Source organism: Isoptericola maris, from assembly GCF_048065335.1.
GTDB lineage: Bacteria > Actinomycetota > Actinomycetes > Actinomycetales > Cellulomonadaceae > Isoptericola > Isoptericola rhizosphaerae.
In genome coordinates this window covers 17,497-44,180 of record NZ_JBLUNY010000008.1, presented here as the reverse complement: position 1 = coordinate 44,180, position 26,684 = coordinate 17,497, and the positions used below count along the sequence as shown (strand labels likewise).

Below are 26,684 nucleotides of genomic sequence, written 5' to 3'. Positions count from 1 at the left end.
CGCGAGAGTGACGCCGCCTCCCCGGACCGGGCGGGCCTCAGCAGGTACCGAAGTCTTCCCACACTCCCCACTGCCCGGTGGTTCCGGGCTCCTCGCCCGTCGTCCACCACTTGGCCCGCCAGGTGTGCCCGTCCCAGGAGACGAGGTCGCCGGCGGTGTACACCGCGCCGCTGCTCCACCCGTCACCGCAGTCCGGGTCGGGGTCTGGCGTCGGGTCGGGCGTCGGGTCCGGGTCGGGCGTCGGGTCCGGGTCGGGCGTGCCGGGGTCGACCGGCCCGGCCGGGCCGCTGAACAGTCCGGCGGCGACGGCGTCGAGCAGCTCGGCGTCCTCGTCGCCGGAGAGGTCCCACCACATGGCGCCGCCGAGGCCCCGGTCGCGGACGTACGCGGACTTCTGTGCCACGGTGGCCGGCGTGTCCAGCGACCACCACTGGTTGCCGTCGTAGCGCCAGGCGGCGCCGAGGGTGGCGTCGTAGTGCTCCGTGCCGACGTCGCGCAGCACGTCGTAGTCCTCGATGCCGGCCTCCCACGTGCCCGCAGCGGCGCCGGTCGCCGGTCCCCAGGCGTCCGCCGACGTCGCGCCCTGCCACCCACGGCCGTACATGGCCATGCCAAGGCCGAGCTGGGCCGGGTCCACGCCGGCCGAGACGTACTCCTGGACGGCGGTGTCCACCGAGAACTGTCGGCTCGGCTCGCGGGTGTCCGCCGGGTCGTCGTAGAGGTTGATCTGGTGACCGGTCAGGTCCGCATCCCAGGCGCCGTGCAGGTCGTACCCCTGGACGTTGCCGAAGTCGAGCGAGTCGAAGATCCTTGGGTCGTTCCAGCCGCCGGCGGCGATGTCGTCCGGGTTGGCCGGGAGGAACGCGCTGAGGAGGTAGTCCTCACCGGTCTGCGCGCCGTAGGCGTCCAGCTGCTCACGGAACTCGGCCAGCAGCAGGCGGAAGTTCTCGGCGTCGTTCTCCTCGTCGACGTGGTTGCCCTCCAGACCGCTGTGCGTGCCGGGCCACTCCCAGTCGATGTCGATGCCGTCGAACACGCCGGCGGCGGCCCCGGGACCACCGCGACCGTCGATCACGGGCAGGTCGCCCTTGATGTAGAGGTCGATGCAGGATGACACGAAGCTCTCCCGGGACGCCGGGGTGGCCGCGGCGCGCGAGAAGTTCTTCGACCAGGTCCAGCCGCCGATGGACAGCATGACCTTGAGGTCGGGGTGGAGCTCCTTGAGCTGCTTGAGCTGGTTGAACGACCCGGCCAGCGGCTGGTCCCAGGTGTCGGCGACGCCTGCGACGGAGCTCGCCGCGGTGTAGCCCATCCCGAAGTCCGCCCACGCGTCGCCCGCGCCGTCCGACCCGTTCGGTCCGGTGCCCTGCGCCTTGTTCGCCACGAAGCACTCGAGGCTCTCGTGGTGGATGTTGCCGAAGGAGTAGTTGATGTGGGTGAGGTTCTCGGCGGCACCGGAGGTCACGAGGTCGGCGACCTGGAAGTCCCGCCCGTAGACGCCCCACTGCGTGAAGTAGCCGACGTTGCGGAACCCGTTGATCGCGCTGTCCCCGCTGGACGGCTCCCCGGCGCTCGCGCTCGTGGCCGCCACGGCGCCGAGGGCACCGGTGAGCGCGACGGCGGCACCGGCCACGGCAGCCACGACCCGGCGTGCCCCTCCTGCTGGTCTCGACATGGTTCTTCCTCTCTCTGGAGCCCGACATCGTCGTCGGGCCGGGCGTACGAACCGTGCGCCTCAAAAGTAAGGAAGGCTTCCTATCAGGTCATCCGGGAAAACCACACGACCGACCGGCGCGCACCGGTCCCGCTACGTGATTTCCCTGATCGGCGTGCACGCCCGCGCCCCACACGGACGGTCACCGGACCGGCCGCAGCGCCAGGACCACGAGCTCCGACCGTGACCGCACGTCGAGCTTGCGGAAGACGCGGCCCAGGTGCACCTCGACCGTGCGCACGGAGACGCACAGGGCGTTGGCCACCTCGCGGTTCGTCATCCCGGCCGTGACCAGCCGGGCGACCTCCGTCTCCCGCGCCGTCAGCACCACCGACCAGGCGAGCGGCAGCGCACCGTCGGGCTCGTCGTCGGACCCGCCCGCGCAGCCTCGGCTGCCCACGGCGGCGAGCAGCGAGCAACCGCGGTCCGCGGGCCGCGTCCACCGCCCGGCCGCCGCGGCGACAGCGGGTGCCGTGCGCGGCGGCCCCACCCGCTCGAGCGCTACGGTCACCGCCGTCGGGCGACCGGGGCACGCCGCGTCGAGCCGCCGGGACACCTCGCCGGCGAGCCCGCCGCCGACGTGCGCCATCGGGAGCCGGTCGACGGCCTCGTCGAGCACGGTGGCGGCGGCCCCCGTCTGGCCGGCGCGCAGCAGCAGCAACGCCTGAGCCGCCCGGACGGCGGCCTCCGCCAGCGGGGCGAGCGCGCCGGACGCCGACGGCCAGGGCCCGGGCCGACGCCGGGCCGGCACGACACCGGCGACGGTACGGACGAGCAGCGCCTCTGCCTGGGCGGGATCGTTCTCGAGCATGCCCAGGCAAGCGGCCACGGCAGCCACGGCAGCCCGGTCGGCACGGGTGCCGGCCGTGCCGACCAGCGGTTCGACCGTCCGGGCCAGCCGGGCGCCGGGCGTGGCGTCGGCATCGGACCGCTCGGCGGTCTCCCCGGTGAGCAGCGCCCGCACCGCCGCGGCACAGCGTGCGGCGTCCCGCTCGACCGTGGGGACGCCGCTGCTGTCCGCCCGCCGCAGCCAGTCCTGCGCGTCGACGAGGTGCCCGCTCCACAACGCGGAGCGGCCGGCCACCAGGAAGGCCCGGGCGCGCCGGTCCCCCGTGCCGTGGCTCGCGGCCTCCCTCGCCACCTCGTGGGCGGCCTCGGTGTCCCCGTGCGACGCGAGCAGCTCCGCGAGCTCGACGAGGCCGTCGGCGAGCAGCTCGTCGCCGGCGAGGGTGCTGAGTGCCGTGTGCCAGAGGGCGATGCCCGGCTCGCCGCAGTCCCGGGCCGCGCGCGCCAACGCGGTGTGGGCGGCGGTGCGCTGCGCGAGGTCGGCGTCGTCGTGCACCACGCACCGCATCCGGGGGTCGGTGATCCGGAAGCGTCCGTCCGTGAGCTCGACGTCCTCGACCACCGGTCCGGCCACGAGCGCCTCCGTCGCGTCACCGGTGGCCCGCAGCAGGATGTCGGCGCGGTCGGTGACGGCCACGGCCGCGCACAGCAGCACCCGACGGTCCGCCGCGCCGCCCTGCGTAGGGCCCCGGCTCGCACGGACCGCCGGGACGGCCGGGAGCGGGTCGGGCAGGAGGGCCGTGCCGGCCAGGTGCTCGGGCCGCAGGACGGCCGCGAGCTGGGCGAGCGCCGCGGCGTCGCCGGCCGTCCCCCGGACCAGCCGCGCCGCGACGTGGGGCGCGACAGCACGCCGGGTCTCGTGGCCGAGCAGTGCGAGCGCGTCGACCGGCGGGTTCGACGCCATCGTCAACCTCCGGGGTCGACCTTTGCCGGGTCGGCGCAGGTCAGAAGTTTGTTAGGTCTCCAACATCATAGTGATCGGACCGTCGTTCACCAGTTCTACCGCCATGTCGGCGCCGAACACCCCGGTCGAGACCTCGAGGCCCCGCGCGCGCAGGTCGGCCACCACGGCATCGACCAGCGGCTCCGCCACCGGCCCCGGCGCCGCGGCCTGCCAGGTCGGCCGGCGCCCCTTGCGCGCGTCGCCGTACAGCGTGAACTGGCTGACCACCAGCACCGGGGCGCCCTCGTCGACCACCGACCGCTCGCCCCGCAGGAGACGCAGGTCGGCGATCTTGCGCGCGATCGTCGCGGCGTCCGCCGGTCCGTCGTCGTGAGTGACACCGACCAGCGCCACCAGCCCGGGCCGGTCGAACGCGCCCACCACCTCGCCGTCGACCGTCACGCTCGCGCGGGTCGCCCGCTGGAGCACCGCCCTCACGACCGCACTCCCGGGCCGACGGCGGAGCGCGCGCCGGGCGGCCCGTCGAGCACCGTGCGGACCTCGCCCACGGGCCGGCCACCGCCGAGCACGGCGACGTGGCCGACGGCCACCAGGGCCGCAGGATCGGCGCCCCGCACGTCCAGGGCGCCCGCGAGGCGCAGTGCCGCGGCGAGCAGCGCGGGCCGGGGCCGGTCGGCACCGTCGAGCACCTTGAACGCCAGCGAGGAACCGTCCGGGAGGCCGGCCGCGCACACGCCGTCGGCACCGATCTTCGCCACCACGCCCGGCACCGCCCGCATCGCCAGGGTGTCCTCCCGCCCGGTGCCCGCCACCATCTCGGGGTGCGTGGACATGGCCTGCGCCACCCGCGCCGTCGGCTCCAGCGGGCCGTCGGCGGCGGCCTCCTGCCCGGCCGGGCCGTGCCGCCCGGCCGCGCCGGCGAGCGTGCCGAACGAGCGGGCCAGCCCTCTCAACGTCGTCGCGAACAGCGGCGCACCGCAGCCGTCCGTCGTCACGTGCTCGGGCTCGGTGCCGGTCAGCTCGGTGACGGTGGCCCGCACCGCCCGCTGCAGCGGATGGTCGACCGCGAGGTAGTCGCCGGTGTCCCAGCCGGCGGCGACGCACGTGGCGAGCATGGCCGCGTGCTTGCCGGAGCAGTTCTGCGTGATCTGCTCCGCGTCCCGGCCCGCGCGCAGCCAGTCCGCGGCCGCCGGCGGGTACATGGGCAGGCCCGGGGTGTTCCGCAGCGCGTCGGCGCTGAGCCCGGCACCCGCGAGGATCGCCTGCACGCCGTCCCGGTGCACCGGCTCCCCGCTGTGGCTCGCGGCCGCGAGCGCCAGGAGCTCCGGCGGCAGGTCGAGCCCTGCCCGGACCATCGCGACCGCCTGCAGCGGCTTGAGCGACGAGCGTGGCCAGATCTGCGCTGTCGGCTCCCCGGCGGCGAGGACCACGTCACCGTGCGGGTCCAGGACGACGAGGTGGCCCAGGTGGACCGACTCGACGAGGTCGCCGCGCACGACCTCCGCGAGCGGGACGGCGCCCCGGTCGATCCCCGCGGTCACCAGCTGCTCGAACCCTGCGAGCGGCCCTTGCCCGGGCCGTACGCCCGGAGCTTCGGGCGCACGTCGACGAGGTACACGATGGAGGCCACCACCGCGATGATGTTGAGGAAGCCCACCGCGTTGCCCGCGCTGCCGCCCGACGGGAGACCCAGGAACCCGAGCACGACGGCGACGCCCAGGATGAGCAGCCAGATCGGCTTCTTGAGCTTGCCCTCGGCGACGAACCCGTGCGCGGGCCGGCGCAACGCATCGATGAGCGCCCACACCTGGACGACGAAGACGACGACCGCCAGGGCGGCGAGCACGTAGAACTGGAGGTTCGCGATCACGCGACCAGGCTACGGGAGGACGCGGAGCCGTCGGTCCCGCGCCGCCGTGGCGACGTGCTCGTCCCACGCCGCGACGAGGGTGTCGTCGTGCGCGACGGCGAGGGCGCTGGCCACGTGCACGGCGTCCCCGCCGCGCAGCGGGTGCGGCCCCGCGGCGAGCTCGGCCGCGGTGCCGGCGACGCGCGCGGTGAGCTCCACGAGGTGCAGGGCGGGCCAGAGCGCGGTCCAGCGGTCGAGCGCACGACGGCGGGAGCCCGGGTCGAGCACGCCGGCGCGCTCCCCCGCGGCGAGGGTCGCCCGCAGCTCCGTGTCGGCCAGCCGGGACGTGACGACGACGTCGGCCCGGTTCCACAGCGCGCTCGCCAGGTCGGAGCCGTGCTCGGGGACGCACAGCTTCACCAGCGCGCTGGCGTCGAAGTAGACGAGTGCCATCGGGGGCGGATCCTCTCAGCGGCTCACTCAGCGGCGGATGCGCCGGACGAGGCCGGACAGACCGGAGCGGGAGGCACCGTTGGCCGCGCCCAGGGCCTGCGCCGTGGGCGGCACGGTGTGGGTGGGGCGCTCGGCCTGGGCCGGGGTGAGCAGACCGTCACGGACGAGCTCGCTCACCAGGTCGGCGCTGCCCACGCCAGTGAGCCGGGCGACCGGGACCCCACGGTCGGTGACGACCACGTCCTCGCCGTCGCGAGCCCTCTCGATCCATGACTTCAGCTCGGCGCGCAACGCGCTGACGGATACCTCCATGACCAGCGACGGTACACCCACGAGCGGGAGCCGAACAGGGCTCTCACCGCGCGGGACCGCCGAAGAGCATCTTGGCCAGCAGGAGCATGAACGCGATCCAGCCGACCACGAACGCCAGCCAGGACCACGCCCAGCCGCCGGCCAGGCCGACGACGACGAAGACGACGAACGCCGTCACCCAGATCACCGCCGTGAGGATGCCGAACCGCGCCGCGGCCTCGGGGTCGCGGTCGAACCGGTCGCCGACCGTGCCGTGCTCGGCCGTGACCTCGCGGAACCATGCCTTCTTGCGGTTGGTCTGCGTGGCACCGAGCCCGGCGAACAGCGCGGCCCCGCTCACGAGCAGGGGCGCGGCGAGCGCGGTCAGCCACAGCGGCCCGTCGGTGACGACGATGCCGACGAGCCCCAGCCCGCTGACGACGAGCCCGGCGGCCAGCCCGTATCCCGCGGCCCGGCGGCCCGGGACCGGGTGGTTGGTGGTGGTCTCCTGCGCCACGGAGCTGCCCACGATCCAGCCCGCCCCGAGCGCGGCGCCCAGCACCCATCCGACGAGCGCGCCCACGGGGGCGGTGAGGTTCCCGCTCAGGCCGAGGAGGGTCAGGGCGAGGAGCGCCGCGGTGCTGGCTCCCGCGAACACGAGGCTGACGACGAAGGCAGGCCGCGGCCGCACCTTGTTCGCGAGCATCGCCTGCGCCGTCGACGCGTACGCGGCGGACGACGAGGTGGGGGACGACGCGGCGGGCGACCGGGCCGGGTCCGCCGCCTCGGCGATGACAGCACGCACGTCGCCGAGCTCGTCGACGGCCTGGCGTGCCGCGTCGGCGGGGGCGGCGCCCGTGGCCTCGAGCTCGGCGGCCCGGGAGGTGAGGTTCGCCCGGATCTCCTCCTTGAGGTCCTGGACCTCTGCGGTCGGCTCGACGCCGGCGAATGCGTCGTCGAGGAGGCGGTGGACCGTGGTCATGAGCGAGGTTCCTTGTCTGTCAGCAGGGTGTCGACGACGTCGCGGGTCGCGCGCCACGCGGCGACGTTGCGACGGAAGACGGCGCGGCCGGCGTCGGTGATCCGGTAGTACTTGCGACGCCCGCCCTGGGACTCGTCGCCCCAGTAGGCCTCGACCAGGCCGTCCCGGGTCAGACGGCGGTAGGTCGCGTAGAGCGTCGCCTCCTTGATCTCGTGCGCTCCGCCGGTGGCGTCACGGATCGCCTTGTAGATCTCGAAGCCGTAGCGGTCCCCGCGGCGCAGCGTCGCGAGCACGATCGTGTCGGTGTGACCGCGCAGCAGGTCGGCGGAGAAGGCGTCCTCCGCCGGAGGGCTCTGATCGGGCTGCATCACGACAGGTACTGTATCTGATCAACTACTGGATGCCAACGGGTTCCTCTGACGCCGCGTCGGGGCGGCAGGATCGCGGGAGTCAGAGCTCGGGCAGGTGCTCGCGTGCCGCCCGGGGGTCCAGACCGCTCGCCTCGAGGGCGTCCACCACCGGTGAACGCAGCAGCACGACCAGCGACGCGACGCGCAGGTCGCTACGGCCGACCACGTGCGGGTCGACCGCCGCCGCGACGTCCACCAGCAGCCGCCGGGCGTCCTCGACCGTGCCGCCGCCCCCGACGGCGGACGCCAGCAGCCGCGTCCCGCCGGCGAACCGTTCCACCTCGTCCGCGAGCGGACCGACGTCCGGCCACGTGCCGTCCGGCCCGACGACGGTCGGGGCGCGCCGGGCGAGCAGCCGGACGCTGCGCATGGCCCGGTCCACCAGCACCGCCTGCCCGACGATCTCGTGGATGTCGCCCCGTTGCGCCCGGTTGACGCCGACCCGCGCGATGTCCTCCGCCTTGCGAGCCGTGTCCCGCCAGTCGGCCAGCACCGACTCCGACGCCCGGCCGCGCACCAGCGCCGCGCCCAGCTCGTCCATGTCGTGCTGCCGCAGCCCCCGCCCGACCGCCTCCAGCGTCTCGGCCAGCTCTGTCGTCGCCTCGTAGGCCAGGGAGCGCAGCCGCCGCAAGGGGTCGCTCGGCAGCAGCAGCGTGACGGCCAGGGCCACGACGCCGCCGACCGCCGCGTCGGCCCATCGGCCGAACGCACCCTCCGCCGCGACGGCGGCCGGCAGGCCGACGACGACGATGGCCTGCACCCCGGCTTGCGTCACCAGCATCGGCCCGCGGTCGATGAACCGGGCGAGCACCGCCGAGACGAGGAGCACGACGGTGAGCTGCCACCAGCCCGCACCGATGAGGCCCACGATGACCTCGCCGATCCCGACGCCGACGGCGACCCCCACGGCGACGTCGGCGACGCGGCGCAGCTCCCGCTCGAACGAGAAGCCGAGGCACACCCAGGCCGCGACGGCGGCGAAGAACGGCTGGTCGTGGCCGAGGACGAGCTGGGCCAGCAGGTAGGCGGCACCGGCCGCCAGCGACGCCTGGACGATCGGCCAGAACCCCGACCGCACCCGTGCGAGACCCTGCCGGATACGGATCCGCCGGAGGAGCTTGCGCACCGCGGCACCCGCGGCTGAGCCCGCCTCCCGCGGGTCCGGCGCTCTCACCGCACGATCACAGCAGGCTCTGGGCCCCGTCGCCACCGCGCGGGGTCAGCCCGCGCAACGTCTCGCCGCGGCCCTCGGGCCGGTCGGCGGACACGCCCTCGCCGGGCACGATCGTCTCCTGGGTGGCGTCGACGACCAGCTCCTGGGCGTCCGTACCGGTACCGACGGTGCCCACGACGACGAGCGGTGCGTCGTCCGGCAGGTTCCGCTTGACCACGGCGAGGGCGACCGGGCCCAGCTCGTGGTGGCGCGCGACCGACGTCACCGTGCCGACCGCCTTGCCGTCCGCGCTGTCACGCCGGACCTCCGCGCCGCCCTCGGGCACCACGTGCTGCGACCCGTCGAGGTGGAGCATGACGATGCGCCGCGGGGGCCGGCCCAGGTTGTGCACCCGCGCGACCGTCTCCTGGCCGCGGTAGCAGCCCTTGTGCAGGTGGACGGCGGTGCGCAGCCAGTCGAGCTCGTGGGGCACGGAGCGGTCGTCCACCTCACGGGCCAGGCGCGGCCGCCACGCCTCGACCCGCAGGGCCTCGGTCGCCCAGGTGCCGGCGAGACGCCATCCGGCGGCCTCCCGCTCGGCGACGGCGTCGGGGAGCGTCTCGCGCGGCACGAGCACGAGCCGCCACGCGCGGTCGGCGCCGGGGTGCTCCTCCTCCGGCGGGCCGTACCGGGTGCCGCCGACGGCGACCCGCGGCCAGGTGTCCCACCACGTCACCGGCTCGCCCTCGACGCCCTCCGCCGCGACCGGCTCGCCGATCGCCGCGAAGGAGTCCGTCACGTCGTCGATCTCGACCTGCATCATGAACCGCATGCGGGTCAGCCAGGCGACGAGCGGCTCCACGTGGTCGCGCTCGGTGATCAGCCAGGTGGACGTGCCGTCGTCGACGACGCCGAGCGCGTGCTCGATCCGGCCCTGCGGGGAGAGCACGAACAGCTCGGTGGAGGTGCGCGGCGCGAGGTGCTCCACGTCCTGCGAGGTGATGGAGTGCAGCCAGCTCAGGCGGTCGGGGCCCGTCAGGCGCACGACGCCGAGGTGGGACTGGTCGACGACGGCGCCGCCGCGGGCGAGCGCGCGCTGCTCGGCGACGGGCTCGCCGTAGTGCCAGGCGATGCCCTCGTCGGGCCCGGTCGCCGAGACGGCGCCGGGACGGTCCAGGATCGGGCTGCGGTAGGTCATGAGAGGCCGTCGACGCGGTCGAGCTCGCCGGAGGCGTACGAACCCATCGGGTGGCCGAACGCAGCGAGCTCCTCCAGCCACAGCAGGCGGCCCTCGACGTTGCCGTAGAGCCGCTTGGCGGCCGTCACCTCGGCCGCGGTGGAGGTCCGTGCGACGAAGTCGGTCGCGAGGTCGACCCGACCGTCACCCACGAGCCCCAGGAACAGCGAGAGCCGGCCCGACGCGTCGGTCACCAGCACCTCGAGCGCGTGCTTGCCGTCGGGCAGGTCGTCCGGACGGTCCGACGAGATGCGCCAGTAGCCGGTCTCGGTCGACCACACCGTGTCGAAGGCGTCCTCGCCCTCGGTGCCGTCGGCGTCGCCGGTCGTCTCGCCGTCGGCCGCCGCGGCCGAACGGACGCGCAGCGTCGAGGTGAAGCGCAGGTACGGCCCGCCGTCGTGGTCGAAGACCAGCTCCTGACGGAACGGTGTCTCGGCGATGCCCTCGTACTTGATGACGCCTGCACCCGTCCACCGGCCGACCAGCCAGGCGAGCGGGTACACCTCGGGCGCGAGACCCTCGGGGAAGGCGAAAGGCATCAGCGCTGACCCTGGAACAGCTTGTAGACGACGTAGCCCGCGAACCAGGTGACCGCGACGACGGTGACGACCAGCAGGCTGGTGAAAAAGATCTCGAGTGCTTCGACCGACATGCCTCGATCCTAACCGCGGCGGCGCGGCTAGGGTCGGAGCTATGACCGAGACCACATCGCAGCGTTCCCTCGTCGTCAAGACCACGGCCGGCACCGAGCGGGCGGAGGCCACCAACCAGGCCCTGACCGTCGCCGCCGCGGCCGTGGCAGCGGGTGTGGACGTCTCCCTGTGGCTGACGGGCGAGTCCGCGTGGCTGGCGCTGCCCGGCCGGGCGGACGAGCTCGAGCTGGAGCATGCGGCGCCGGCCGCCGACCTGCTCGCGGCGGTCCTGGCGGCCGGCACCGTCACCCTGTGCACGCAGTGCGCGGCCCGGCGCGAGATCGGGCCGGACGACGTGCTGGACGGCGTGCGGATCGCGGGCGCACCCGTGTTCGTCGAGGAGACGCTGCGGCCCGGCGCGCAGGCGCTCGTCTACTGAGCCGCGCGCCCGGCACGGGCGGGCAGCGTCAGGCGCGGGCGCGCCGCAGCCGCCGGCCGATCACGTAGAGCTCGCAGCCGAGGCAGAGCCCCACGGTGGCGTTGAGCGCCGCCGCGAGGAAGGCGACCCCGGCCGCCCACGGCACGGCCGCCATGACCCCGACCAGCCCGAGGACGACCCCCGCGCCGGTGACGACGAGGCCCACGAGCTGGGCGAACCGCGGCGGGCGCGGGTCCTCCAGGTGCTCCGGGCTGCCGAGACGCGGCCGCACGAGCACGCGGAAGAGCCAGCCCTGCCACGTCGCGTGCGGTCCCCAGACCGCTCCGGGCAGGAAGCTGAGCGCGACGACCGCGAGCAGCACCAGTGCCGGGGTGGTGGGCCCCAGGAGCACGACGACGGCGAGCATGGCCGCCGTGATGCCCGCGCCGACACGCGGGCCGCGGGGATCGATCCCGGCGGGCTCCGCCGTCGTCCCGTGCGGGGCCTCGAGGTCGGTGCGGTGGCTGCGGGTCATGCGTTCCTCCCGGAAGGCTGGTCGATCGGGGTGACGGCGTCGAGCGCGGCACGAGCCTGGGCGGGGGTCATGGCGCCCGAGGCGCGAGCGACCTCGGCCCCGGCGGCGTCGAGCACGAGCACGGTCGGGGTGCGCAGCACTCGTGCCCGTTCCGCGAGGTCGAGACGGGTCTCGACGTCGACCTCCACGTGCGCGACGCCGGGCTCCTGTGCCGCGAGCGCCCCGAGCACCCGTGCGGTGGCCCGGCACGGGGCGCACACCGGGGCGGAGAGCTGCAGGAACGTCGCCCGCGCACCGGGTGCGGCGCCGAGCGCTTCCACCTCGGCGGTCCAGCGCGCCGGAGCCGCACCACGCCGGCTCGTGCCGCCGTCGGGCCGTCGGAGGCGACCCTGGCGTCCGCGCCAGCCGAGGCCGACGACGGCGGTCAGCACGACGAGCGCGACGAGCGCGGGCCACTGCACGGCCATCGGGACCTCCTCCTGCTCCACCCCGGCGAGAACATATCCGTTTGCATGGATGATCCGCGCTACCGTGGAGCCTGCGATGCGCCGTAGCGTACGCGCCCCCACCACACGGCACCGCCGCCAGCCCGACCTACGAGACGGGTGTCCCGGCATCTCCCGCGGGCACCCAGGAGGACCCGCGATGACCGACGCCCCCACCCGGACCTGGAACGACCTCGTCGTCCCCGCAGCCGGGACGTATGAGCTCGACGTCGCGCACCAACGCATCGGCTTCCTGGCGATGCACATGATGGTGAGCCCGGTCCGGGGTCAGTTCGGCACCGGCTCCGCCGTCATCCACGTCGCCGACGACCCGCTCGCCTCGACCGTGGCGGCGTCGATCGACGCCGCGTCGATCGACACGGCCAACTCCGACCGTGACGCGCACCTGAGGAGCGCGGACTTCCTAGGCGTCGAGGTCTTCCCGACGATCGAGTTCCGGTCCACCGGCGTCGAGTGGAGCCCCGCCCCCGACCCGATCTTCTCGTGGGCGGCGCTCAAGGGCCGCATGCCCGGCCGCGACGTCGACACCCAGCGGGCGACGGCCGGCGCGCGCACCAAGTTCGTGCTCCACGGCCACCTGACGATCCGAGGGATCACGCACCCGATCGCGCTCGACGCGGAGTTCGGTGGCGTCGGCACCGACCCCACCGGCCGCCACATCTTCGGGTTCAGCGCCACCGCGGACTTCGAGCGGGAGAAGTTCGGGCTGCTGTGGAACGTCGCGCTGGAGGCCGGTGGCGTGCTGGTCGCCAAGACCGTCCGGATCGAGCTCGCGGGCGAGGCCGTCCGCATCGAGGAATGAGCCCTCGCGGCGGTGCGCGGTGGCGCATCGTCAGATGACGACGCGGCCCACCACGAACACGAGGACCCCGGTCACCACGACCGGGACCGCCGCGGCGGTCAAGCCCGCCCGGCGTCGCGCCAGCGCCGGCTGGCGCTCGAAGAGGAACCGCAGGGCTGCGGCGACCAGCCCCGCCACGATCCCCGTGATCATGCCGGCGATCGGCTCGACCTCCGGGACCACCGAAGCGGTGCCCGCGCCCGCCACGGCACCGAACGCCACCGAGAGCAGCGAACCGGTCCACCCGCCGGCGATCGGCAGCGCCGAGACGGCGGCGGCGACGGCGAGCGCGACGGCGCTGGTCAGCACGAGCGCCGCACCGGCGTCCGACCGGCCCGTGGCGACCCATCCGGAGGCGGAGACCGCGACGACGATCCCCGCCGTCATGCCGCTCACCGACTCCACGAGCCGGGGCCGGCCGCCGCGCCGGAGCATCTGTGCCACGAAGGCCAGCACGAGCGCCATCGCGATGACGAGGGGCACGTTGCGCAGCACGGGCTCGTCCTCGGTCGCCCAGGCCATCGCCACGCCACCGAGCCCGGCCAGCAGCACCACGAGCACGGTCGCGCCGTCCGCCGGGAGCCGCAGCAGCGCGGCCCAGCCGATCGCCACGAGGGCGACGAGACCGGCCGCCGCGGCCGTCGTCCACAGCGGCCCCAGATACGCCGCCGCGGCGACGAGCGCGGCGAGCGCGGCGGTCGTCACGGCACGGGTGGTCACGGTCACGACGAAGAGTCTCGCATGCCGACCCGTTGTGATCTCCGGCGCGGGGCACGGTACCTTTACCACCACCGGTGGCGGGAGGAGGTGCGCGTGGCCGAGCTGTTGATCCTGACACCCGCGACAGGCGGGTCGGTCGAGGTACTGCCCGCACTCGGTCTTCTCTCGCACAAGATCCGGGTGCTGCCGATGGAGCCGTCCGCGCTGGTGGACGCCCCGGACTCGGACGTCGTCCTCCTCGATGCCCGCCGCGACCTGGTCGCCGCACGCACCACCTGCCGGCTGCTCCACGCCACCGGGCTCACCGTCCCGCTGGTGCTCGTCCTCACCGAGGGCGGGCTGACGGTCGTCAACCACGAGTGGGGCGCGGACGACCTGCTGCTCGAGAACGCCTCCCCCGCCGAGGTCGAGGCCCGCCTGCGGCTCGTCGTCGAGAAGTCCGCGCACGGCCCGACGGACGACTCGCCCCAGGAGATCTCCGCGGGCGAGCTGGCGATCGACGCCGGTGGCTACACCGCCCGGCTCCGCGGGCGCCCCATCGATCTCACCTACAAGGAGTTCGAGCTCCTCAAGTACCTCGTGCAGCACCCCGGCCGGGTCTTCACCCGCGCCCAGCTCCTGCAGGAGGTGTGGGGCTACGACTACTACGGCGGCACCCGCACGGTGGACGTCCACGTGCGGCGCCTGCGCGCCAAGCTCGGTCCCGAGCACGAGCAGCTCATCGGCACCGTGCGCAACGTCGGCTACCGGTTCGACCCGCCGAAGGAGCCGCGCGACGACGAGGGCGACGGCCCCGGCTCGGGCGCCAGGGGCTCCTCGCGAGTGTCCTCGGGCGGCTGAGCAGGTAGGTTCGGCGCGTGACCGCCATGCCCGACACCGACTACACCTCTGCCCTCGTGGACGGCCCGTGGCGGCACGAGTTCGTCCCCGCCAACGGCTCCCGGTTCCACGTCGCCACCGCCGGCCCCGCCCGCGGCAACGGCGACCGCGCCCCGCTCGTGCTGTTCCTGCACGGGTTCCCGGAGATGTGGTGGGCCTGGCGCCACCAGCTCGCCTCGTTGTCCGACGACGGCGTCCGCGTCGCCGCGATCGACCTGCGCGGGGTCGGGGCCTCCGACAAGCCGCCCTCCGGTCACGACATCCCCACCCGGACCCGCGACGTCGCCGGGGTGGTGCGCTCCCTCGGGCACGACCGTGCCGTCGTCGTCGGCTCGGGCACCGGCGGCGCCCTGGCGTGGGCGATGGCGGCGCTCCAGCCCGCCGTCACCGCCGGCGTGGTGGCCCTGGCCGCACCGCACCCGCTGCGCCTGCACGTGCCCGGACGGCGCCTGCTCACGCCCGCCGCACGCCGCACGCTCGCGCTCTACCAGGTGCCGTCCGTCGCCGAGCGGCGGCTGACCCGGGGTGACGAGGTGGCCCGCGTGCTCACCGCGGGAGCCGCCCGGCCGCTGCCCGCCGACGTCGTGGACCGGTACCGCGAGGTCATCCGCATCCCGTTCGCCGCGCACAGCTCGGTCGAGTCGCTGCGCTGGCTGACGCGGTACGCCGTGCGACCCAGCGGGCGGCGGTTCCTCGCCGCGCTGCGCCGACCGATCGACGTGCCCGTGCTACAGGTGCACGGCACCGCCGACGGGTTCCTCCGGACCGGGACGGCCGACGTCGACGGTGCGGCATTCGCCCGCGACTTCCGCTTCGAGGTGGTCGACGGAGCCGGGCACTACCTCGCCGAGGAGGCGCCCGACGAGGTCAACGCCCTGCTGGCCGACTGGCTCCCCCACGCCTTCGCCGCGAGGTAGTACGGCATCCGCCGAGGTAGTTGCGCTCAGGCCCGGCCGCCCGTGCGGACGAGCTTCGCCGCCGCCACCGGGTCGGTCTCCCCCGCGCCGAACGACGGGCACCACCGCGCCACCGGGCACGCTCCGCACGCCGGACGACGGGCGTGGCACACCCGCCGCCCGTGCCACACGAGGTGGTGGCTGAGCATCGTCCAGTCCCTCTTCGGGAAGATGGCTCCGACGGCGTGCTCCACCTTGACCGGGTCCTCCTCCGTCGTGAAGCCCAGCCGCCGCGCCAGCCGCCCGAAGTGCGTGTCGACGGTGATCCCCGGGACGCCGAACGCGTTGCCCAGCACCACGTTCGCCGTCTTGCGCCCGACGCCGGGCAGCGTGACGAGGTCCTTCAGGCGAGGCGGGACCTCGCCGTCGTACCGCTCCACCAGAGCGCGGCCGAGACCCATCACCGCGCGGGTCTTCGCCCGGTAGAAGCCCAGCGGGCGCAGGATCTCCTCCATCTCCGCGGGATCCGCACCAGCGAGCGCGGCCGCGTCGGGATAGCGGGCGAACAGGACCGGCGTCGTCGCGTTGACCCGCACGTCCGTCGTCTGCGCGGAGAGCACCGTGGCGATCAGCAGCTCAAGGGGCGTGGTGAAGTCGAGCTCGGCACGCGCGTCCGGGTACGTCGCGGCCAGCACCCGGTCGATGCGGCGCGCACGGCGGACCAGTGCCAGGGGCGACTCCCCCGTCGGGGTAGGCTGCTGTGGCTTCTCGGCGGTCACCTCGGCAGCGTATCGGCCACCTCCGACAACGTCCGTGCTCCTGTCAGGAACCGCGGCGGTCGCCCGTTCGTTTCGCCGGGAGCCACCCGAGACCGACGTTCCAGGCAGGAGGCCCCTGCGTGAGGCACACTGAGACCTGGAACACATTTCGAGACAGCACCGTCCCGTGCGGACGGCATCTGAGAACGTGAGGATTCCTGTGGACGACACCGTCGTGCTCTCCGCCCCCCTCTTCGCGGACATGGACAGCGAAGAGTCGAAGGCGCTCTTCGAGTCCATGATCCCCGTCGAGCTGACCCGCGGGGACGTGCTGTTCCGCGAGGGAGAGCCGGGCGATCGCCTTTACGTGATCGCGCAGGGCAAGATCAAGCTCGGGCGCCGCTCCAGCGACGGCCGCGAGAACCTGCTCTCGATCCTCGGCCCCGGTGAGATGTTCGGTGAGCTGTCCCTCTTCGACCCGGGCCCCCGCACCGCCACGGCCTCGTCGGTCTCGGACGCCCTGTGCTACGAGCTGCGCCACCAGGCGCTCGTCCAGTGGATCGCCGCGCACCCGAACGTCGCCACGACGCTGCTCGGCGCCCTGGCCCGCCGACTGCGCCGCACCAACGAGACCCTCGCGGACCTCGTCTTCTCCGACGTCCCCGGCCGTGTCGCCAAGGCGCTGCTCGACCTGTCCAACCGGTTCGGCGAGCCCAACGACGAGGGCGTCCGCGTGGCCCACGACCTCACCCAGGAGGAGCTCGCCCAGCTCGTGGGCGCCTCCCGCGAGACGGTCAACAAGGCGCTGGCCGACTTCGCGACCCGCGGCTGGGTCCGCCGCGAGGGCCGCGCCGTCGTCCTCCTCGACCTGGACCGCCTGGAGCGAAGGGCTCGCTGAGCCTCGTCCGGCTTGCTCACGCAGGAGGCGAGGCCCTCCCGGGTCCGGTCGCGTTCACGGGCGCTGCGCGCCCTCCACTTCGGGGCAGAGACGACCGGACCCGGGAGGGCCTCGTCTCCTGCTCTTCACACCGCCTCTGTCGCGCTGTGCTCGGCTGGAGCGGACGACGGAGCGCTGGGGACGGCGACCCTCCGCACGGTCGTCAATCCCGAAGTGGAGGGCGCCCCGCGCCCGTGAACGCGACTGTGCGGAGGGTCGTCGTCCCCAGCGCGGAACCGAGCCGTGCTACCGGGTGAGCTCGGCGATCAGCTCGACCTCGACGGGGGCGTCGAGCGGGAGGACCGCGACGCCGACGGCGGAGCGCGCGTGCGTGCCGGCGTCGCCGAAGATCTCCCCCAGCACCTCGCTGGCACCGTTGAGGACGCCCGGCTGCCCGGTGAACGACGGGTCGCTGGCGACGAAGCCGGTGACCTTGACGATGCGGACGTCGTCGAGGGAGCCGACGACGGAACGCACCGCGGCGAGAGCGTTCAGCGCGCAGGTGCGCGCCAGGTCCGTGGCCGTGGCCGGGTCGACCAGGCCGTCACCCTCGCCGACCTTGCCCGTGGCGGGCAGCTCGCCGTTCACGAACGGGAGCTGGCCGGCCGTGTAGACGTAGCTGCCCGAGCGGATCGCCGGCTGGTATGCCGCGACCGGTGCCGCGACGTCGGGCAGGGTGATGCCGAGCTCGGTGAGGCGGGTCTCGACGCTCATGCCCGCGCTCATTCGCCGGAGGGTCGCTTGAGGTAGGCGACCAGCCCGGTGCCGTCGGGGCCGGGCACGACCTGCACGAGCTCCCAGCCGTCCGCACCCCACTGGTCCAGGATCGCCTTGGTGTTGTGGATGAGGAGGGGGATGGTCGCGTATTCCCACGTGGTAGCCATGCGGCGATGGTAGCCCGAGCGGGTGAATCCGACGCCTCGGACACGATGCTCGAACGCCTCGACCAGCGCTCCACAGGACCTGCACACGCGCGCCGCCCGGATCGGCTGGCCCGGTTGGTGCGACCCTCTAGGCTTTGAACATGGCGAACTCTGAGCCGCGCAGCGTGACGCGCACGATCCCCGCGACCCAGATGGTCGCGCTCCTGCTCGCCTTCCTGCTGGCTGCCGGCGCCGGTGGCGTGCTCGCCGCCGGGTTCGTCATCCCGGCGGTCGCCGGGGCCAACGCCGCGGCCGACAGCACCATCGAGATGTACGACGACGTGCCGGCCGAGCTCGAGCCGCAGCCGCTGTCCCAGCAGTCCCGCATCTACGCGAGCAACGGCAAGCTGCTCGCGACGTTCTACTATCAGAACCGCATCGTGGTGCCGCTCGACGAGATCTCCGAGCACATGCAGCACGCGGCCATCGCCATCGAGGACGAGCGCTTCTACGAGCACCACGGCGTGGACCCGAAGGGCATCACGCGGGCCGCGGTGAACAACCTCAGCGGCCAGGCCACCCAGGGTGCTTCCACGATCACGCAGCAGTACGTCAAGAACATGCTGATCGAGGCGGCGCTGCAGGCTGACGACCCGTTCGCGGTGATCGACGCCCACGAGGACTCGCTCAACCGCAAGCTGCGCGAGGCGAAGATGGCCATCGCGCTCGAGAAGAAGATGCCCAAGGAGGAGATCCTCCAGGGCTACCTCAACGTGGCGCAGTACGGCAAGAACCAGATCTACGGCGTCGAGACCGCCGCTCGCTTCTACTTCGACAAGTCGGCCAGCGACCTGACGCCGGTCGAGGCGGCCACGATCGCCGGTGTGACCAAGGCGCCGAGCCAGTTCGACCCGACCCAGCACCCGGAGCAGGCGGAGGAGCGCCGCAACCTCGTGCTGCAGAACATGTGGAAGCTCGGGTACATCACCACCGACGAGCGCGAGGAAGCCCAGGACACGCCGCTCGAGGACACCCTGGACGTGAAGCCGGTGTCGGCCGGCTGCCAGTCGGCAAAGGGTTCGGCGTTCTTCTGCGACTACGTCATCAAGGAGATCCTCCTCGACCCGACGTACGGCGAGACCCGCGCCGACCGCAACCAGCTCCTCTACCGCGGGGGACTCGAGATCCACACCACGCTCGACATGAAGATGCAGCGCCAGGCGCACAAGACGATCAAGAACAACATCCCGCCGGACGACGCGAGCGGCCTCGAGGCGTCGGTCGTCTCCGTCGAGCCCGGCACCGGCGAGATCAAGGCGATGGCGCAGAACGTGCCTTACTCCGGGACGAAGGCCGCCGGGAAGGCCTCGCGGGACACGACGGTCAACTACAACGCCGACTACATCCACGGGGCGTCCGGAGGCTTCCAGCCCGGCTCGAACTTCAAGCCGGTGGTGCTGGCGGAGTGGTTGCGCAGCGGTCACACCCTCAACGACACGGTCAGTGCGAACCACAACACGTACGTGGTGGGTAACTTCAACTCGCCGTGCGTCGGCAGCCTGGGCGGAGACACGTGGGACCCGGCGAACGCCGAGGGCAACACGGCGGGAAACATCTCGGTGCTGCGGGCCACCTACGAGTCGGTCAACACGGCCTACGCCTCGATGGGTGCTCGACTCAACCTCTGCGACCTGCGAGACACCGCCTGGAAGATGGGCTTCCGCCCCACGAGCAAGACCAACCACGGGCCTCTCAACACCGGTACGGTCGAGAAGACGGACATCGACATCGCTGCTCCCATGGTGCTCGGCACCCAGGAGTCCTCGCCGCTGAACATGGCCTCGACGTACGCGACGCTCGCCTCCGGCGGCACCTACTGCACCCCGGTCGCGATCACGGAGGTCACCGGGCCTGACGGCAAGGGCTACGAGGTCCCTAAGGCTCAGTGCGACAAGAACGCCCTGCCCAGCAACATTGCGAACACCGTCGTCTACGCCATGGAGAAGGTGTTCAGCGGCACCGGTACCGCACGCGCTCTCGGCGGTCTTGCCGACGGCCGTCCGGTCGCCGGCAAGACGGGTACCTCCCAGCTGGCCGCCCAGACCTGGTTCAGCGGGTTCACACCACAGCTCGCCTCGACCGTCTGGGTCGGGTCGGTGGACAACCCGCACGAGAACCACGCGACCGTGCCGATCACCGTCAACGGCGTCACCCACATGCCGATGTACGGTTCCCGTGTCGCCGCGCCCGCGTGGAAGGAATACATGGACGTGGCCGTCGAGGGCATGCCCGTCAAGGACTTCGGCGCCCCCGACCAGAGCCTCATCGGCTCGCCGCCCGTGACGGCTCCCCCGCCGTCGAGCGACGACGGTGACGACGACGGTGGGGACGATGACGGTGGCGACGACGACGGACCCGGGAACGGCGGGGGCCCCGGCACCGGCCGGGGCCCCGGCAACGGCCGAGGACCTGGCGGCGGCAACGGCGGGGGCGACGACTGAGCGCCCGCGGGGTGATCGGCGGCGTCGCCGCGGTCACGGCAGCGGGGCTCGCGTACGCGCACCTGGAGACCAAGCTCTTCACCGTCCGCCACGTGACCGTCCCGGTGCTGCCACCCGGTGAGCGCGACCTGCGGGTGCTGCACGTCTCCGACCTGCACCTGACCCCGACCCAGCACCGCAAGATCGCCTGGGTGCGGTCCCTGGCAGCCCTGGAGCCGGACCTGGTGATCGACACCGGCGACAACCTGGCGCACCGCGAGGCTCTGGGCCCGCTGCTCTACGCCCTGGAACCACTGCTCGAGCGGGTCCCCGGTGCCTTCGTCATGGGTTCCAACGACTACTACGCACCCCAGCCGAAGAACCCTGCCCGCTACCTGTGGACACGTTCCGGCCCCCGCACCCTCAACCCGCCGAACCTGCCAGCCGCGGAGCTCGCCGCGGCCCTGTCCGGCGCCGGGTGGGCCGACCTGACGAACCGGCGCGACGCCGTCGTCGTCGACGGACGACGCATCGCGTTCGCAGGGGTCGACGACCCGCACCTGGGCCTTGACGACTTCCCGGACCCGACGCCGGAGCCCGACGACGGCGCGCTGCTCCGGCTCGGCGTCACGCACGCGCCGTACACCCGCGTACTCGACCAGATGCACGCGGACGGCGCGGACGCGATCATCGCGGGGCACACGCACGGCGGCCAGCTCTGCGTACCGTTCTACGGGGCGCTCGTGACCAACTGCGACATCGACCGACGGCGCGCCAAGGGGCTGCACGGCTGGCCCGGCGCCCGCCCGGACACGCCCGACGGCAAGGACTCCACCTGGCTGCACGTCTCCGCCGGAGCAGGCACCTCGCCGTACGCGCCGGTGCGGTTCGCGTGCCGGCCGGAGGCGACCTTGATCACGTTCACCGCGCGGTAGCAGATCCGGTTTTCGTTCCCGGGCGATCGTCGGCTATTCTGAGCAGGCTTCCGCACACGGGGGCCTTCCTCCGGGTCGGCTCTAGAGCGGATGCAGTCCTTCGGGGTGTGGCGCAGCTTGGTAGCGCGCTTCGTTCGGGACGAAGAGGTCGCAGGTTCAAATCCTGTCACCCCGACCAGCCGAAAGGCCCTCTGACCAGCGGAAACGCTGAGTTCGGAGGGCCTTTCGTCGTGCATGGACCTGCGTCGTCGCTGGTCTACGGATACAACGAAGAGGTCGCACGTTCCTGACCTCGGTCACCCTGCCTGCCCTCAAGCCCGCAACCAACGGAAACGGCCGAGCCAGAGGATCTTGCCGCCCCCGAGGACGGCTCACGGACGAGGGTGCTTCATCAACTGCTTCATTGAGCACCAGCTCTCGCGGGGACTGGGCAGCGTTTCTGTACCCGCCTTCACGGTGTCCGCGGCGGAAGCCAGCAGACGTCGCGCGCCCCTTCGAGGACGTTCCTTGCGAACCCCGCCCAAGACGCGTCTACCCGATGGGTAGAGGATCGGCTGGCTCGGAAGTCGCGGACGCCAGCGCCGCCAGCCGCTGGCCTCGACCAGTGCCAACTCCGTCGGGCCGGTAGGCCGCCACAGTGTCTCCGGCGCGACACCACCGGACCTTCGATGCAAATATCCTCACTTCTTGTTAAGGTCTCTGCGTGAGCGAGCCGCGTACAGACCTCGAGCGACTGCGTGAGGTGGCGCTCGATCAGCACGGGTTCGTCACGACGGCGCAGGCTCTGGAGTCAGGAGTGTCGGACGCGTCCTTGGCCATGATGGTCCGCCGGGATCGACTCGAACGGGTCGCGCACGGCGTGTACCGCGTCTCGCAGGTCCCGGTCACTCAGGACGAGCCGTTCATGCTCGCCGTGTTGTGGACCGGAGTTCCCGAAGCCTGCCTGAGTCATGAGACCGCACTCGCAGTCCGTGAGCTCAGCGACATCAACCCGACCGCTATCCACGTGACAGTCGCCCGACGTCGAAGGATCCAGCGTGCTGGCGGGGAAGGCTACGTTCTGCACCGCGAGGACCTGACACCCGATCAGATGACATGGTGGCACCAGATCCCGATCGTCACCATCGCCGTGGCCATCAGCCAGTGCATCACCTCAGGTGTGCCGACCTACCTGATCCGGCAAGCCATCGAGCAGGCCTCCGCGACCGGGGACCTTCTGCATGCCGAACGAGCCGCGCTGACCGACCGGCTGGAGGCCCGCCATGTCCACTGACCCCGTCGACCTCACTGCGGGTCTGAATGAACTGCGACCGAAGGCGAAGGATCCGACGTCGGCCCGCGTCCTGGACACCTGGATCGCCCAGGCGGAACGGCAGATCGGCGCGTCCAGTGAGGGTGGGCGGCTCGGTTGGCTCGTCGCTTCGACCGTCGTGACCGCGGCGCTGCAGCGCGCGGCTGACGAAGACGGCAACAGCAGGTTTCTGCTCAAGGGCGGGACGCTGCTCCAGCATCGTCTCGGGCTGGCCGCACGCACCACGCGCGACCTCGACGGACTGGTCCGCGGAGACATCGACACGTTCCTGGCCCAACTCGACGAGGCCCTCCGCCTGCCGTGGGGCCCACTGACGATGCGCCGATCCGAGATCGAGGTCATCGCTACGCCGACCCGGGTCATCAAGCCACGCCGATTCACCGTGTTCGTCGAACTCCGCGGCGCGACATGGCGACGCATCCAGGTCGAGATCAGCCCCGACGAAGGCAGCGCCGGCGCCACCCCAGAGTTCGTCACCGCCCCGACGCTGAGGGGATTCGGCCTGCCATCCCCGGAACTGCTGGCGAGCCTGGCACTGAACTACCAGATCGCCCAGAAGATCCACGCCGCTACCGACCCGCACGACCCGCCAGTCGCAGTTAACGACCGCGCCCGCGACGTCACCGACCTACTCCTGCTCAAGTCGCTCACCGAAACCAGCGGTATCCCCAGGCTCGCTGACGTTCGGGCTGCTGTCCATGACGTCTTCGCCGCGCGAGCCGCCGACGCCGCACAGCTCGACCTTGTGCCCCGCACCTGGCCGGCCACACTGACGGCATTCCCGCACTGGGCCACGGACTACGCCACGGCCGCAACATCAGCCGGCGTCGACGTCCCCCTCGAGGATGCCGTAGCCACGATCAATGCCTGGTTGGACGAGATCGAGCAGACCACCACGTCATGAACGACAAGAGTCGGCCCTGCTTCATTAACTGCTTCACGAAGCCGCCCTCTGCCAGCGGACGCCCGTGAACGACCACGGGCGCAATCCCGCCGTTCCGACGACGTTAGAGCATGTCAGACTTGATTCGGGACGAAGAGGTCGCAGGTTCAAATCCTGTCACCCCGACCATGTGATGTCTCAGGACATCGACGAAAGGCCGGACCTACGATTTCGTAGGTCCGGCCTTTCGTCGTTTCGGGGTGGGGCCGGGTGGTCGGCCGGTGCGCCCGGTTCTCAGGCCAGAGCCCGGGTCAGACAGGCCGACCCGGGCTCGGAGCTCAGCGCGACTCGCTTCGCGTAGGCGGTGAACTCCGTGATGGACCACCAGCCGTCGGCGCTGCCGGTGTTGACCGCCTTGACGTGGCGAGCGGTCTGCGCGAGGAACGACGCCTCCCGGGTCGGCTGGGCGTCGCCCACGATGGCGGCGACCTTCGTCCAGTCGGCACTGTCCGAGGACACGTAGACGTCGGCGCTTCGGGCGTAGTCGTCCGCGTTGGTGTCGGAGTCGAGCTCGGCGGTGCGCGGTCACAGCATGTCTCTCGTGAGGCCCAGGGTGCGCATCGACTGCATCCAGCACCTCCACGTGCGTCAGCCCCGCCCTCGCATCCGTCTCACCAGCTATACCCTGACCGTTCGACTGCGTGACGGTTCTGGAGTCCACGGTCCGGCGATTCTGGAACTGAGCATCCGGCAGTTCTGGAGTTTATGGCCCGGTGGTTCTGGATCTCGGCTAGTCTTGCCTGGTGAGCGACTCGACCGGCCACCTGGTACCCAGACGGATTCTTGACGTGGCTCTCCAGCGCCACGCCGAGAGCCCTGTCCTCCTTCTGGAAGGCCCCCGCGCCGTCGGGAAGTCAACCCTGCTGAGGCAGCTGGCCGAACGCGTCGGGGGCCGGATCCTGGATCTCGACGACCTCGACACCCGGACGGCCGTCGCGCGCGACCCAGCCACGATGATCGACGGCGACCAGGTGGTCCTTATCGACGAGTACCAGCACGCAGCGGTCGTCCTCGACGCGATCAAGGCGAGACTCAACACCACCGGGCGCCCAGGTCAGTTCATCCTCACCGGCTCGGCGCGCCACGAGGCGCTGCCACGGGCAGCGCAGGCCCTTACCGGACGCCTCCAGCGGCTTCCCGTCCTGCCGCTCGCCCAGTCCGAACTCCGTGACGTCCGCGCGGACTTGCTGCCTCGACTCCTGACCGATCCAGACGCCGTCGTCGCGGCCGCTGCACGGCCCACATCCACCACGACACGCGATGACTACGCAGCCATGGTCGCGCGCGGCGGCTTCCCCATGGCTCGTGCCGCCGCGACCGACCGCGCCCGTGGGCGCTGGATCGACGATTATGTGCGCCTCACCCTCGAGCGTGACGCTCAGGAGCTGTCGAAGGTTCGCCAAGCCCACACCCTTCCGCTCATCCTTGAACGGGCAGCCGGCCAGACCGCTCAGGTTCTCAACACCGCCCGGATGGCCCACGCGACGGGCATCGACGGCAAGACCGCGCGGGATTACCTCCGCCTGCTCGAGGCCGTCTTCCTGCTGCGCATCCTGCCCGCGTGGGATCGCACCCTGACCAAGCGAACCAATGCCCGCCCCAAGGTCCACATGCTCGACACCGGCGTCTCCTCTCGTCTGCTGCGCCTGACGCCAGAGAAGCTCGCCCGTCGCGAGCCAGCCGCGCTCACCGAGTTCGGCCATGCGCTGGAGACCTTCGCCGTCGGGGAGATCCTCAAGGAAGCCAGTTGGACTGACGACATCGTCGACCACGGGCATTGGCGCACCCGCGACGACGAGGAAGTCGACCTCGTTCTCGAGTCCGACGACGGAGGCATCATCGGCTTCGAGATCAAGGCCGCGGCCCGCACCTCCCGCGACGACTTCGCCGGCCTCCGCAAGCTCCGCGACACCCTCGGGGCGACGTTCGTCGCTGGCGTCGTGCTCTACACGGGTCCGCGGAGCTACACGTACGACGACCGCCTCCATGTCATGGCGATCGACCGCATCTGGACCCCGTAGTCCCGAAGCCTGCCTGAACCCACTGCTGCACTACTGATGCGACACCCCGCGGACACCGACGAACGCCCACGAGCGCGAACCCGCCGTTCAGACCCTGTTCCGGCACGTCACAATCGCTTCGGGACGAAGAGGTCGCAGGTTCAAATCCTGTCACCCCGACCAGCCGAAAAGGGCCGCTGACCTGGGCGTACGCTCATGTCAGCGGTTCAACGGCGGCGTCACGTCAGGCACGGGAGCCCTCCTTCAGGTCCGGGATCTCGTCGGGGCGCACGAGCTCGCGCCCCACGAGGGTGGTGACCAGCGCGTCCCAGCGGTCGGGGGCGATCCGTGCCTGCAGGTCCGCCAGCGCCCTGGGGATCGTGGTCGTGGGCACGCCGTCGACGTCGGTCAGGTCTTCGTCGGTGATGTCGGCGCGGCGTTCCAGCACCATCCAGTCCGGAAGGGTCCGGCGCACGCGACGCCGAGTTCCCACGCGCACCTGCCGGGGGTTGAACTGACCGACCTCCAGCAAGTCGAGGACCGACTCGCGCTGTAGGAACGCGCCCGGCCCGGCGAGGGCGACAGCGACTGCCGGCTCGGTGCGGCGGGCCGTCGGAACGTCCAGGTGGGTGTAGACGCCCTGACCGTAGGAGCGCAGCACGCCTCGCACTGCCAACTTGCGCACCTCCACCGCGGGCACGCCAGCGTCTTCTGCCTCGGCGACGGTGACGACGCCGTGATTGCTCGCGGCGATCTCCCACAGGTCATGCCGATACCCCACAGCCCACCTCCACTGCCAATACCGTACCACTGGCGGTACGGGTTTGACCGCCAGAGGCTCATCCTCACTTCGCCCCCCCCGTCGCCGTGAAACGGCACGGGCGCACGGTGGGGCTCTTCATCCCGGCGAAAGCTGACCTGTCAGCTGACGTCGCCGCGCTCCAGTGCGCGGTGACCAAGCTGGCGGCGTTGATCGACGAACACGGTCTGGACGTTGAGGACCTGATGGAAGACCCCAAGGCCGCTCGCCGCGAGACGAGGCGGTAGTGCAGATCGACAGCAGCATCATCCTGGATGTGAACGTCCTCCTGCGCGTCGTGCTGGACGAGAGGGCGCGCCACCCTGGCCACCGAGCACGCCGGACACGTCGCGTTCTACCCCCCCCCCCCCCGGCCGGTTGCCTACGACGA

Annotated in this window: 31 protein-coding genes and 1 tRNA gene; 12 read left to right on the top strand and 20 right to left on the bottom strand. The window is 72.3% G+C overall.

Going from position 1 to position 26,684, the window contains the following annotated elements; all coding sequences use genetic code 11:
- Window positions 1-37 precede the first annotated feature (37 nt).
- The 12 genes from ACH5HR_RS12435 to ACH5HR_RS12380 form a co-directional block, all read right to left on the bottom strand.
- Window positions 38-1,675, bottom strand: a complete 1,638-nt coding sequence (locus tag ACH5HR_RS12435) for a glycosyl hydrolase family 18 protein (RefSeq protein ID WP_416478127.1) — start codon at window positions 1,673-1,675, stop codon at window positions 38-40.
- 181 nt (window positions 1,676-1,856) lie between these two features.
- On the bottom strand, window positions 1,857-3,464 hold the full coding sequence (locus tag ACH5HR_RS12430) for a helix-turn-helix domain-containing protein (protein WP_416478125.1): 1,608 nt from the start codon (window positions 3,462-3,464) through the stop codon (window positions 1,857-1,859).
- Between the two features lie 51 nt (window positions 3,465-3,515).
- On the bottom strand, window positions 3,516-3,941 hold the full coding sequence (gene dtd, locus ACH5HR_RS12425; protein ID WP_402374043.1) for a D-aminoacyl-tRNA deacylase: 426 nt from the start codon (window positions 3,939-3,941) through the stop codon (window positions 3,516-3,518).
- Complete coding sequence (locus ACH5HR_RS12420; RefSeq protein WP_416478234.1) at window positions 3,938-5,008, bottom strand: asparaginase; 1,071 nt, start codon at window positions 5,006-5,008, stop codon at window positions 3,938-3,940. Before ACH5HR_RS12420 ends, dtd begins: the two co-directional genes overlap by 4 nt.
- Window positions 5,002-5,334 (bottom strand): DUF2516 family protein, encoded by a 333-nt coding sequence (locus ACH5HR_RS12415; protein WP_416478123.1) that lies wholly within the window; start codon window positions 5,332-5,334, stop codon window positions 5,002-5,004. The genes ACH5HR_RS12420 and ACH5HR_RS12415 overlap by 7 nt, the downstream gene beginning before the upstream one ends.
- Window positions 5,335-5,343: 9 nt before the next feature.
- The gene (locus ACH5HR_RS12410; RefSeq protein WP_402374039.1) at window positions 5,344-5,766 is read right to left on the bottom strand and encodes a type II toxin-antitoxin system VapC family toxin; all 423 of its coding nucleotides are present in this window, start codon (window positions 5,764-5,766) and stop codon (window positions 5,344-5,346) included.
- Between the two features lie 27 nt (window positions 5,767-5,793).
- Window positions 5,794-6,078, bottom strand: coding sequence for a type II toxin-antitoxin system Phd/YefM family antitoxin (locus ACH5HR_RS12405; RefSeq protein WP_402374037.1), 285 nt, complete (start codon window positions 6,076-6,078; stop codon window positions 5,794-5,796).
- Between the two features lie 43 nt (window positions 6,079-6,121).
- Complete coding sequence (locus ACH5HR_RS12400) at window positions 6,122-7,039, bottom strand: permease prefix domain 1-containing protein (RefSeq protein ID WP_416478121.1); 918 nt, start codon at window positions 7,037-7,039, stop codon at window positions 6,122-6,124.
- Window positions 7,036-7,407, bottom strand: coding sequence for a PadR family transcriptional regulator (locus ACH5HR_RS12395; protein WP_402374521.1), 372 nt, complete (start codon window positions 7,405-7,407; stop codon window positions 7,036-7,038). The genes ACH5HR_RS12400 and ACH5HR_RS12395 overlap by 4 nt, the downstream gene beginning before the upstream one ends.
- 82 nt (window positions 7,408-7,489) lie before the next feature.
- Complete coding sequence (locus ACH5HR_RS12390; protein WP_402374033.1) at window positions 7,490-8,575, bottom strand: FUSC family protein; 1,086 nt, start codon at window positions 8,573-8,575, stop codon at window positions 7,490-7,492.
- Between the two features lie 55 nt (window positions 8,576-8,630).
- Window positions 8,631-9,800, bottom strand: coding sequence for a CAF17-like 4Fe-4S cluster assembly/insertion protein YgfZ (gene ygfZ, locus ACH5HR_RS12385; RefSeq protein ID WP_416478119.1), 1,170 nt, complete (start codon window positions 9,798-9,800; stop codon window positions 8,631-8,633).
- A complete protein-coding gene (locus ACH5HR_RS12380; protein ID WP_416478117.1) occupies window positions 9,797-10,378 on the bottom strand; it encodes a heme-binding beta-barrel domain-containing protein in 582 nt (193 codons plus the stop codon). Before ACH5HR_RS12380 ends, ygfZ begins: the two co-directional genes overlap by 4 nt.
- A gap of 154 nt (window positions 10,379-10,532) precedes the next feature.
- Between ACH5HR_RS12380 and ACH5HR_RS12375 the strand changes: the two genes are divergently transcribed.
- Window positions 10,533-10,910, top strand: a complete 378-nt coding sequence (locus tag ACH5HR_RS12375; RefSeq protein WP_416478115.1) for a DsrE family protein — start codon at window positions 10,533-10,535, stop codon at window positions 10,908-10,910.
- A gap of 28 nt (window positions 10,911-10,938) precedes the next feature.
- On the opposite strand, the gene ACH5HR_RS12370 is transcribed toward ACH5HR_RS12375, so the two are convergent.
- Together ACH5HR_RS12370 and ACH5HR_RS12365 are read right to left on the bottom strand one after the other, a co-directional pair.
- Window positions 10,939-11,424: a DUF4395 domain-containing protein gene (locus ACH5HR_RS12370; protein ID WP_416478114.1), complete on the bottom strand. Its 486-nt coding sequence runs from the start codon at window positions 11,422-11,424 to the stop codon at window positions 10,939-10,941.
- Complete coding sequence (locus tag ACH5HR_RS12365; protein WP_416478113.1) at window positions 11,421-11,912, bottom strand: thioredoxin family protein; 492 nt, start codon at window positions 11,910-11,912, stop codon at window positions 11,421-11,423. Before ACH5HR_RS12365 ends, ACH5HR_RS12370 begins: the two co-directional genes overlap by 4 nt.
- Before the next feature lie 157 nt (window positions 11,913-12,069).
- Here ACH5HR_RS12365 and ACH5HR_RS12360 point away from each other — a divergent pair, with 157 nt between their 5' ends.
- Window positions 12,070-12,732, top strand: coding sequence for a YceI family protein (locus ACH5HR_RS12360; RefSeq protein ID WP_416478111.1), 663 nt, complete (start codon window positions 12,070-12,072; stop codon window positions 12,730-12,732).
- A 30-nt stretch (window positions 12,733-12,762) separates the two neighbouring features.
- On the opposite strand, the gene ACH5HR_RS12355 is transcribed toward ACH5HR_RS12360, so the two are convergent.
- Window positions 12,763-13,497: a hypothetical protein gene (locus tag ACH5HR_RS12355; RefSeq protein WP_416478109.1), complete on the bottom strand. Its 735-nt coding sequence runs from the start codon at window positions 13,495-13,497 to the stop codon at window positions 12,763-12,765.
- A gap of 87 nt (window positions 13,498-13,584) precedes the next feature.
- On the opposite strand from ACH5HR_RS12355, the gene ACH5HR_RS12350 reads away from it, so the two are divergent.
- Both ACH5HR_RS12350 and ACH5HR_RS12345 read left to right on the top strand, forming a co-directional pair.
- On the top strand, window positions 13,585-14,331 hold the full coding sequence (locus tag ACH5HR_RS12350) for an MtrA family response regulator transcription factor (RefSeq protein WP_402374018.1): 747 nt from the start codon (window positions 13,585-13,587) through the stop codon (window positions 14,329-14,331).
- Window positions 14,332-14,357: 26 nt separating this feature from the next.
- Complete coding sequence (locus ACH5HR_RS12345) at window positions 14,358-15,287, top strand: alpha/beta fold hydrolase (RefSeq protein ID WP_416478233.1); 930 nt, start codon at window positions 14,358-14,360, stop codon at window positions 15,285-15,287.
- A gap of 26 nt (window positions 15,288-15,313) precedes the next feature.
- Here ACH5HR_RS12345 and nth read toward each other — a convergent pair whose 3' ends face one another.
- A complete protein-coding gene (nth, locus tag ACH5HR_RS12340; RefSeq protein ID WP_402374016.1) occupies window positions 15,314-16,045 on the bottom strand; it encodes an endonuclease III in 732 nt (243 codons plus the stop codon).
- Window positions 16,046-16,244: 199 nt separating this feature from the next.
- On the opposite strand from nth, the gene ACH5HR_RS12335 reads away from it, so the two are divergent.
- A complete protein-coding gene (locus ACH5HR_RS12335) occupies window positions 16,245-16,922 on the top strand; it encodes a Crp/Fnr family transcriptional regulator (RefSeq protein WP_106266234.1) in 678 nt (225 codons plus the stop codon).
- A 285-nt stretch (window positions 16,923-17,207) separates the two neighbouring features.
- Here ACH5HR_RS12335 and ACH5HR_RS12330 read toward each other — a convergent pair whose 3' ends face one another.
- Both ACH5HR_RS12330 and sp36 read right to left on the bottom strand, forming a co-directional pair.
- The gene (locus tag ACH5HR_RS12330; RefSeq protein WP_416478107.1) at window positions 17,208-17,675 is read right to left on the bottom strand and encodes a RidA family protein; all 468 of its coding nucleotides are present in this window, start codon (window positions 17,673-17,675) and stop codon (window positions 17,208-17,210) included.
- An 8-nt stretch (window positions 17,676-17,683) separates the two neighbouring features.
- On the bottom strand, window positions 17,684-17,845 hold the full coding sequence (sp36, locus tag ACH5HR_RS12325; protein ID WP_171783411.1) for a Sp36 family protein: 162 nt from the start codon (window positions 17,843-17,845) through the stop codon (window positions 17,684-17,686).
- A gap of 140 nt (window positions 17,846-17,985) precedes the next feature.
- On the opposite strand from sp36, the gene ACH5HR_RS12320 reads away from it, so the two are divergent.
- The 5 genes from ACH5HR_RS12320 to ACH5HR_RS12300 all read left to right on the top strand — a co-directional run bounded on the left by ACH5HR_RS12320 (window position 17,986) and on the right by ACH5HR_RS12300 (window position 23,455).
- Window positions 17,986-20,325 (top strand): transglycosylase domain-containing protein, encoded by a 2,340-nt coding sequence (locus ACH5HR_RS12320; RefSeq protein WP_416478106.1) that lies wholly within the window; start codon window positions 17,986-17,988, stop codon window positions 20,323-20,325.
- An 11-nt stretch (window positions 20,326-20,336) separates the two neighbouring features.
- On the top strand, window positions 20,337-21,239 hold the full coding sequence (locus ACH5HR_RS12315; protein ID WP_416478104.1) for a metallophosphoesterase: 903 nt from the start codon (window positions 20,337-20,339) through the stop codon (window positions 21,237-21,239).
- A gap of 101 nt (window positions 21,240-21,340) precedes the next feature.
- Window positions 21,341-21,417 (top strand) — tRNA-Pro (locus tag ACH5HR_RS12310).
- A 525-nt stretch (window positions 21,418-21,942) separates the two neighbouring features.
- Window positions 21,943-22,512 carry a type IV toxin-antitoxin system AbiEi family antitoxin domain-containing protein gene (locus ACH5HR_RS12305; RefSeq protein WP_416478102.1) on the top strand — a complete coding sequence of 190 codons (570 nt, stop codon included), beginning with the start codon at window positions 21,943-21,945 and terminating at the stop codon, window positions 22,510-22,512.
- Window positions 22,502-23,455 (top strand): nucleotidyl transferase AbiEii/AbiGii toxin family protein, encoded by a 954-nt coding sequence (locus ACH5HR_RS12300; RefSeq protein ID WP_416478100.1) that lies wholly within the window; start codon window positions 22,502-22,504, stop codon window positions 23,453-23,455. The genes ACH5HR_RS12305 and ACH5HR_RS12300 overlap by 11 nt, the downstream gene beginning before the upstream one ends.
- A 273-nt stretch (window positions 23,456-23,728) precedes the next feature.
- On the opposite strand, the gene ACH5HR_RS12295 is transcribed toward ACH5HR_RS12300, so the two are convergent.
- The gene (locus ACH5HR_RS12295; RefSeq protein WP_416478099.1) at window positions 23,729-23,953 is read right to left on the bottom strand and encodes a hypothetical protein; all 225 of its coding nucleotides are present in this window, start codon (window positions 23,951-23,953) and stop codon (window positions 23,729-23,731) included.
- A 284-nt stretch (window positions 23,954-24,237) separates the two neighbouring features.
- Between ACH5HR_RS12295 and ACH5HR_RS12290 the strand changes: the two genes are divergently transcribed.
- A complete protein-coding gene (locus ACH5HR_RS12290) occupies window positions 24,238-25,515 on the top strand; it encodes an ATP-binding protein (protein WP_416478098.1) in 1,278 nt (425 codons plus the stop codon).
- 223 nt (window positions 25,516-25,738) lie between these two features.
- Here ACH5HR_RS12290 and ACH5HR_RS12285 read toward each other — a convergent pair whose 3' ends face one another.
- Window positions 25,739-26,275 (bottom strand): type IV toxin-antitoxin system AbiEi family antitoxin domain-containing protein, encoded by a 537-nt coding sequence (locus tag ACH5HR_RS12285; RefSeq protein WP_416478096.1) that lies wholly within the window; start codon window positions 26,273-26,275, stop codon window positions 25,739-25,741.
- A 107-nt stretch (window positions 26,276-26,382) separates the two neighbouring features.
- Between ACH5HR_RS12285 and ACH5HR_RS12280 the strand changes: the two genes are divergently transcribed.
- The gene (locus ACH5HR_RS12280) at window positions 26,383-26,541 is read left to right on the top strand and encodes a hypothetical protein (protein WP_416478095.1); all 159 of its coding nucleotides are present in this window, start codon (window positions 26,383-26,385) and stop codon (window positions 26,539-26,541) included.
- Window positions 26,542-26,684: the final 143 nt, after the last annotated feature.

What these genes read in the sequence shown, in the direction of transcription:
- ACH5HR_RS12405 (WP_402374037.1), bottom strand. Translation starts at nt 6,078, where the DNA reads ATGGAGGTATCCGTCAGCGCGTTGCGCGCCGAGCTGAAGTCATGGATC.
- ACH5HR_RS12400 (WP_416478121.1), bottom strand. Translation starts at nt 7,039, where the DNA reads ATGACCACGGTCCACCGCCTCCTCGACGACGCATTCGCCGGCGTCGAG.
- ACH5HR_RS12330 (WP_416478107.1), bottom strand. Translation starts at nt 17,675, where the DNA reads ATGAGCGTCGAGACCCGCCTCACCGAGCTCGGCATCACCCTGCCCGAC.
- ACH5HR_RS12435 (WP_416478127.1), bottom strand. Translation starts at nt 1,675, where the DNA reads ATGTCGAGACCAGCAGGAGGGGCACGCCGGGTCGTGGCTGCCGTGGCC.
- ACH5HR_RS12345 (WP_416478233.1), top strand. Translation starts at nt 14,358, where the DNA reads ATGCCCGACACCGACTACACCTCTGCCCTCGTGGACGGCCCGTGGCGG.
- sp36 (WP_171783411.1), bottom strand. Translation starts at nt 17,845, where the DNA reads ATGGCTACCACGTGGGAATACGCGACCATCCCCCTCCTCATCCACAAC.
- ACH5HR_RS12410 (WP_402374039.1), bottom strand. Translation starts at nt 5,766, where the DNA reads ATGGCACTCGTCTACTTCGACGCCAGCGCGCTGGTGAAGCTGTGCGTC.
- ACH5HR_RS12395 (WP_402374521.1), bottom strand. Translation starts at nt 7,407, where the DNA reads ATGCAGCCCGATCAGAGCCCTCCGGCGGAGGACGCCTTCTCCGCCGAC.
- ACH5HR_RS12320 (WP_416478106.1), top strand. Translation starts at nt 17,986, where the DNA reads ATGGCGAACTCTGAGCCGCGCAGCGTGACGCGCACGATCCCCGCGACC.
- ACH5HR_RS12300 (WP_416478100.1), top strand. Translation starts at nt 22,502, where the DNA reads ATGTCCACTGACCCCGTCGACCTCACTGCGGGTCTGAATGAACTGCGA.
- ygfZ (WP_416478119.1), bottom strand. Translation starts at nt 9,800, where the DNA reads ATGACCTACCGCAGCCCGATCCTGGACCGTCCCGGCGCCGTCTCGGCG.
- ACH5HR_RS12360 (WP_416478111.1), top strand. Translation starts at nt 12,070, where the DNA reads ATGACCGACGCCCCCACCCGGACCTGGAACGACCTCGTCGTCCCCGCA.
- ACH5HR_RS12370 (WP_416478114.1), bottom strand. Translation starts at nt 11,424, where the DNA reads ATGACCCGCAGCCACCGCACCGACCTCGAGGCCCCGCACGGGACGACG.
- ACH5HR_RS12375 (WP_416478115.1), top strand. Translation starts at nt 10,533, where the DNA reads ATGACCGAGACCACATCGCAGCGTTCCCTCGTCGTCAAGACCACGGCC.
- ACH5HR_RS12430 (WP_416478125.1), bottom strand. Translation starts at nt 3,464, where the DNA reads ATGGCGTCGAACCCGCCGGTCGACGCGCTCGCACTGCTCGGCCACGAG.
- ACH5HR_RS12380 (WP_416478117.1), bottom strand. Translation starts at nt 10,378, where the DNA reads ATGCCTTTCGCCTTCCCCGAGGGTCTCGCGCCCGAGGTGTACCCGCTC.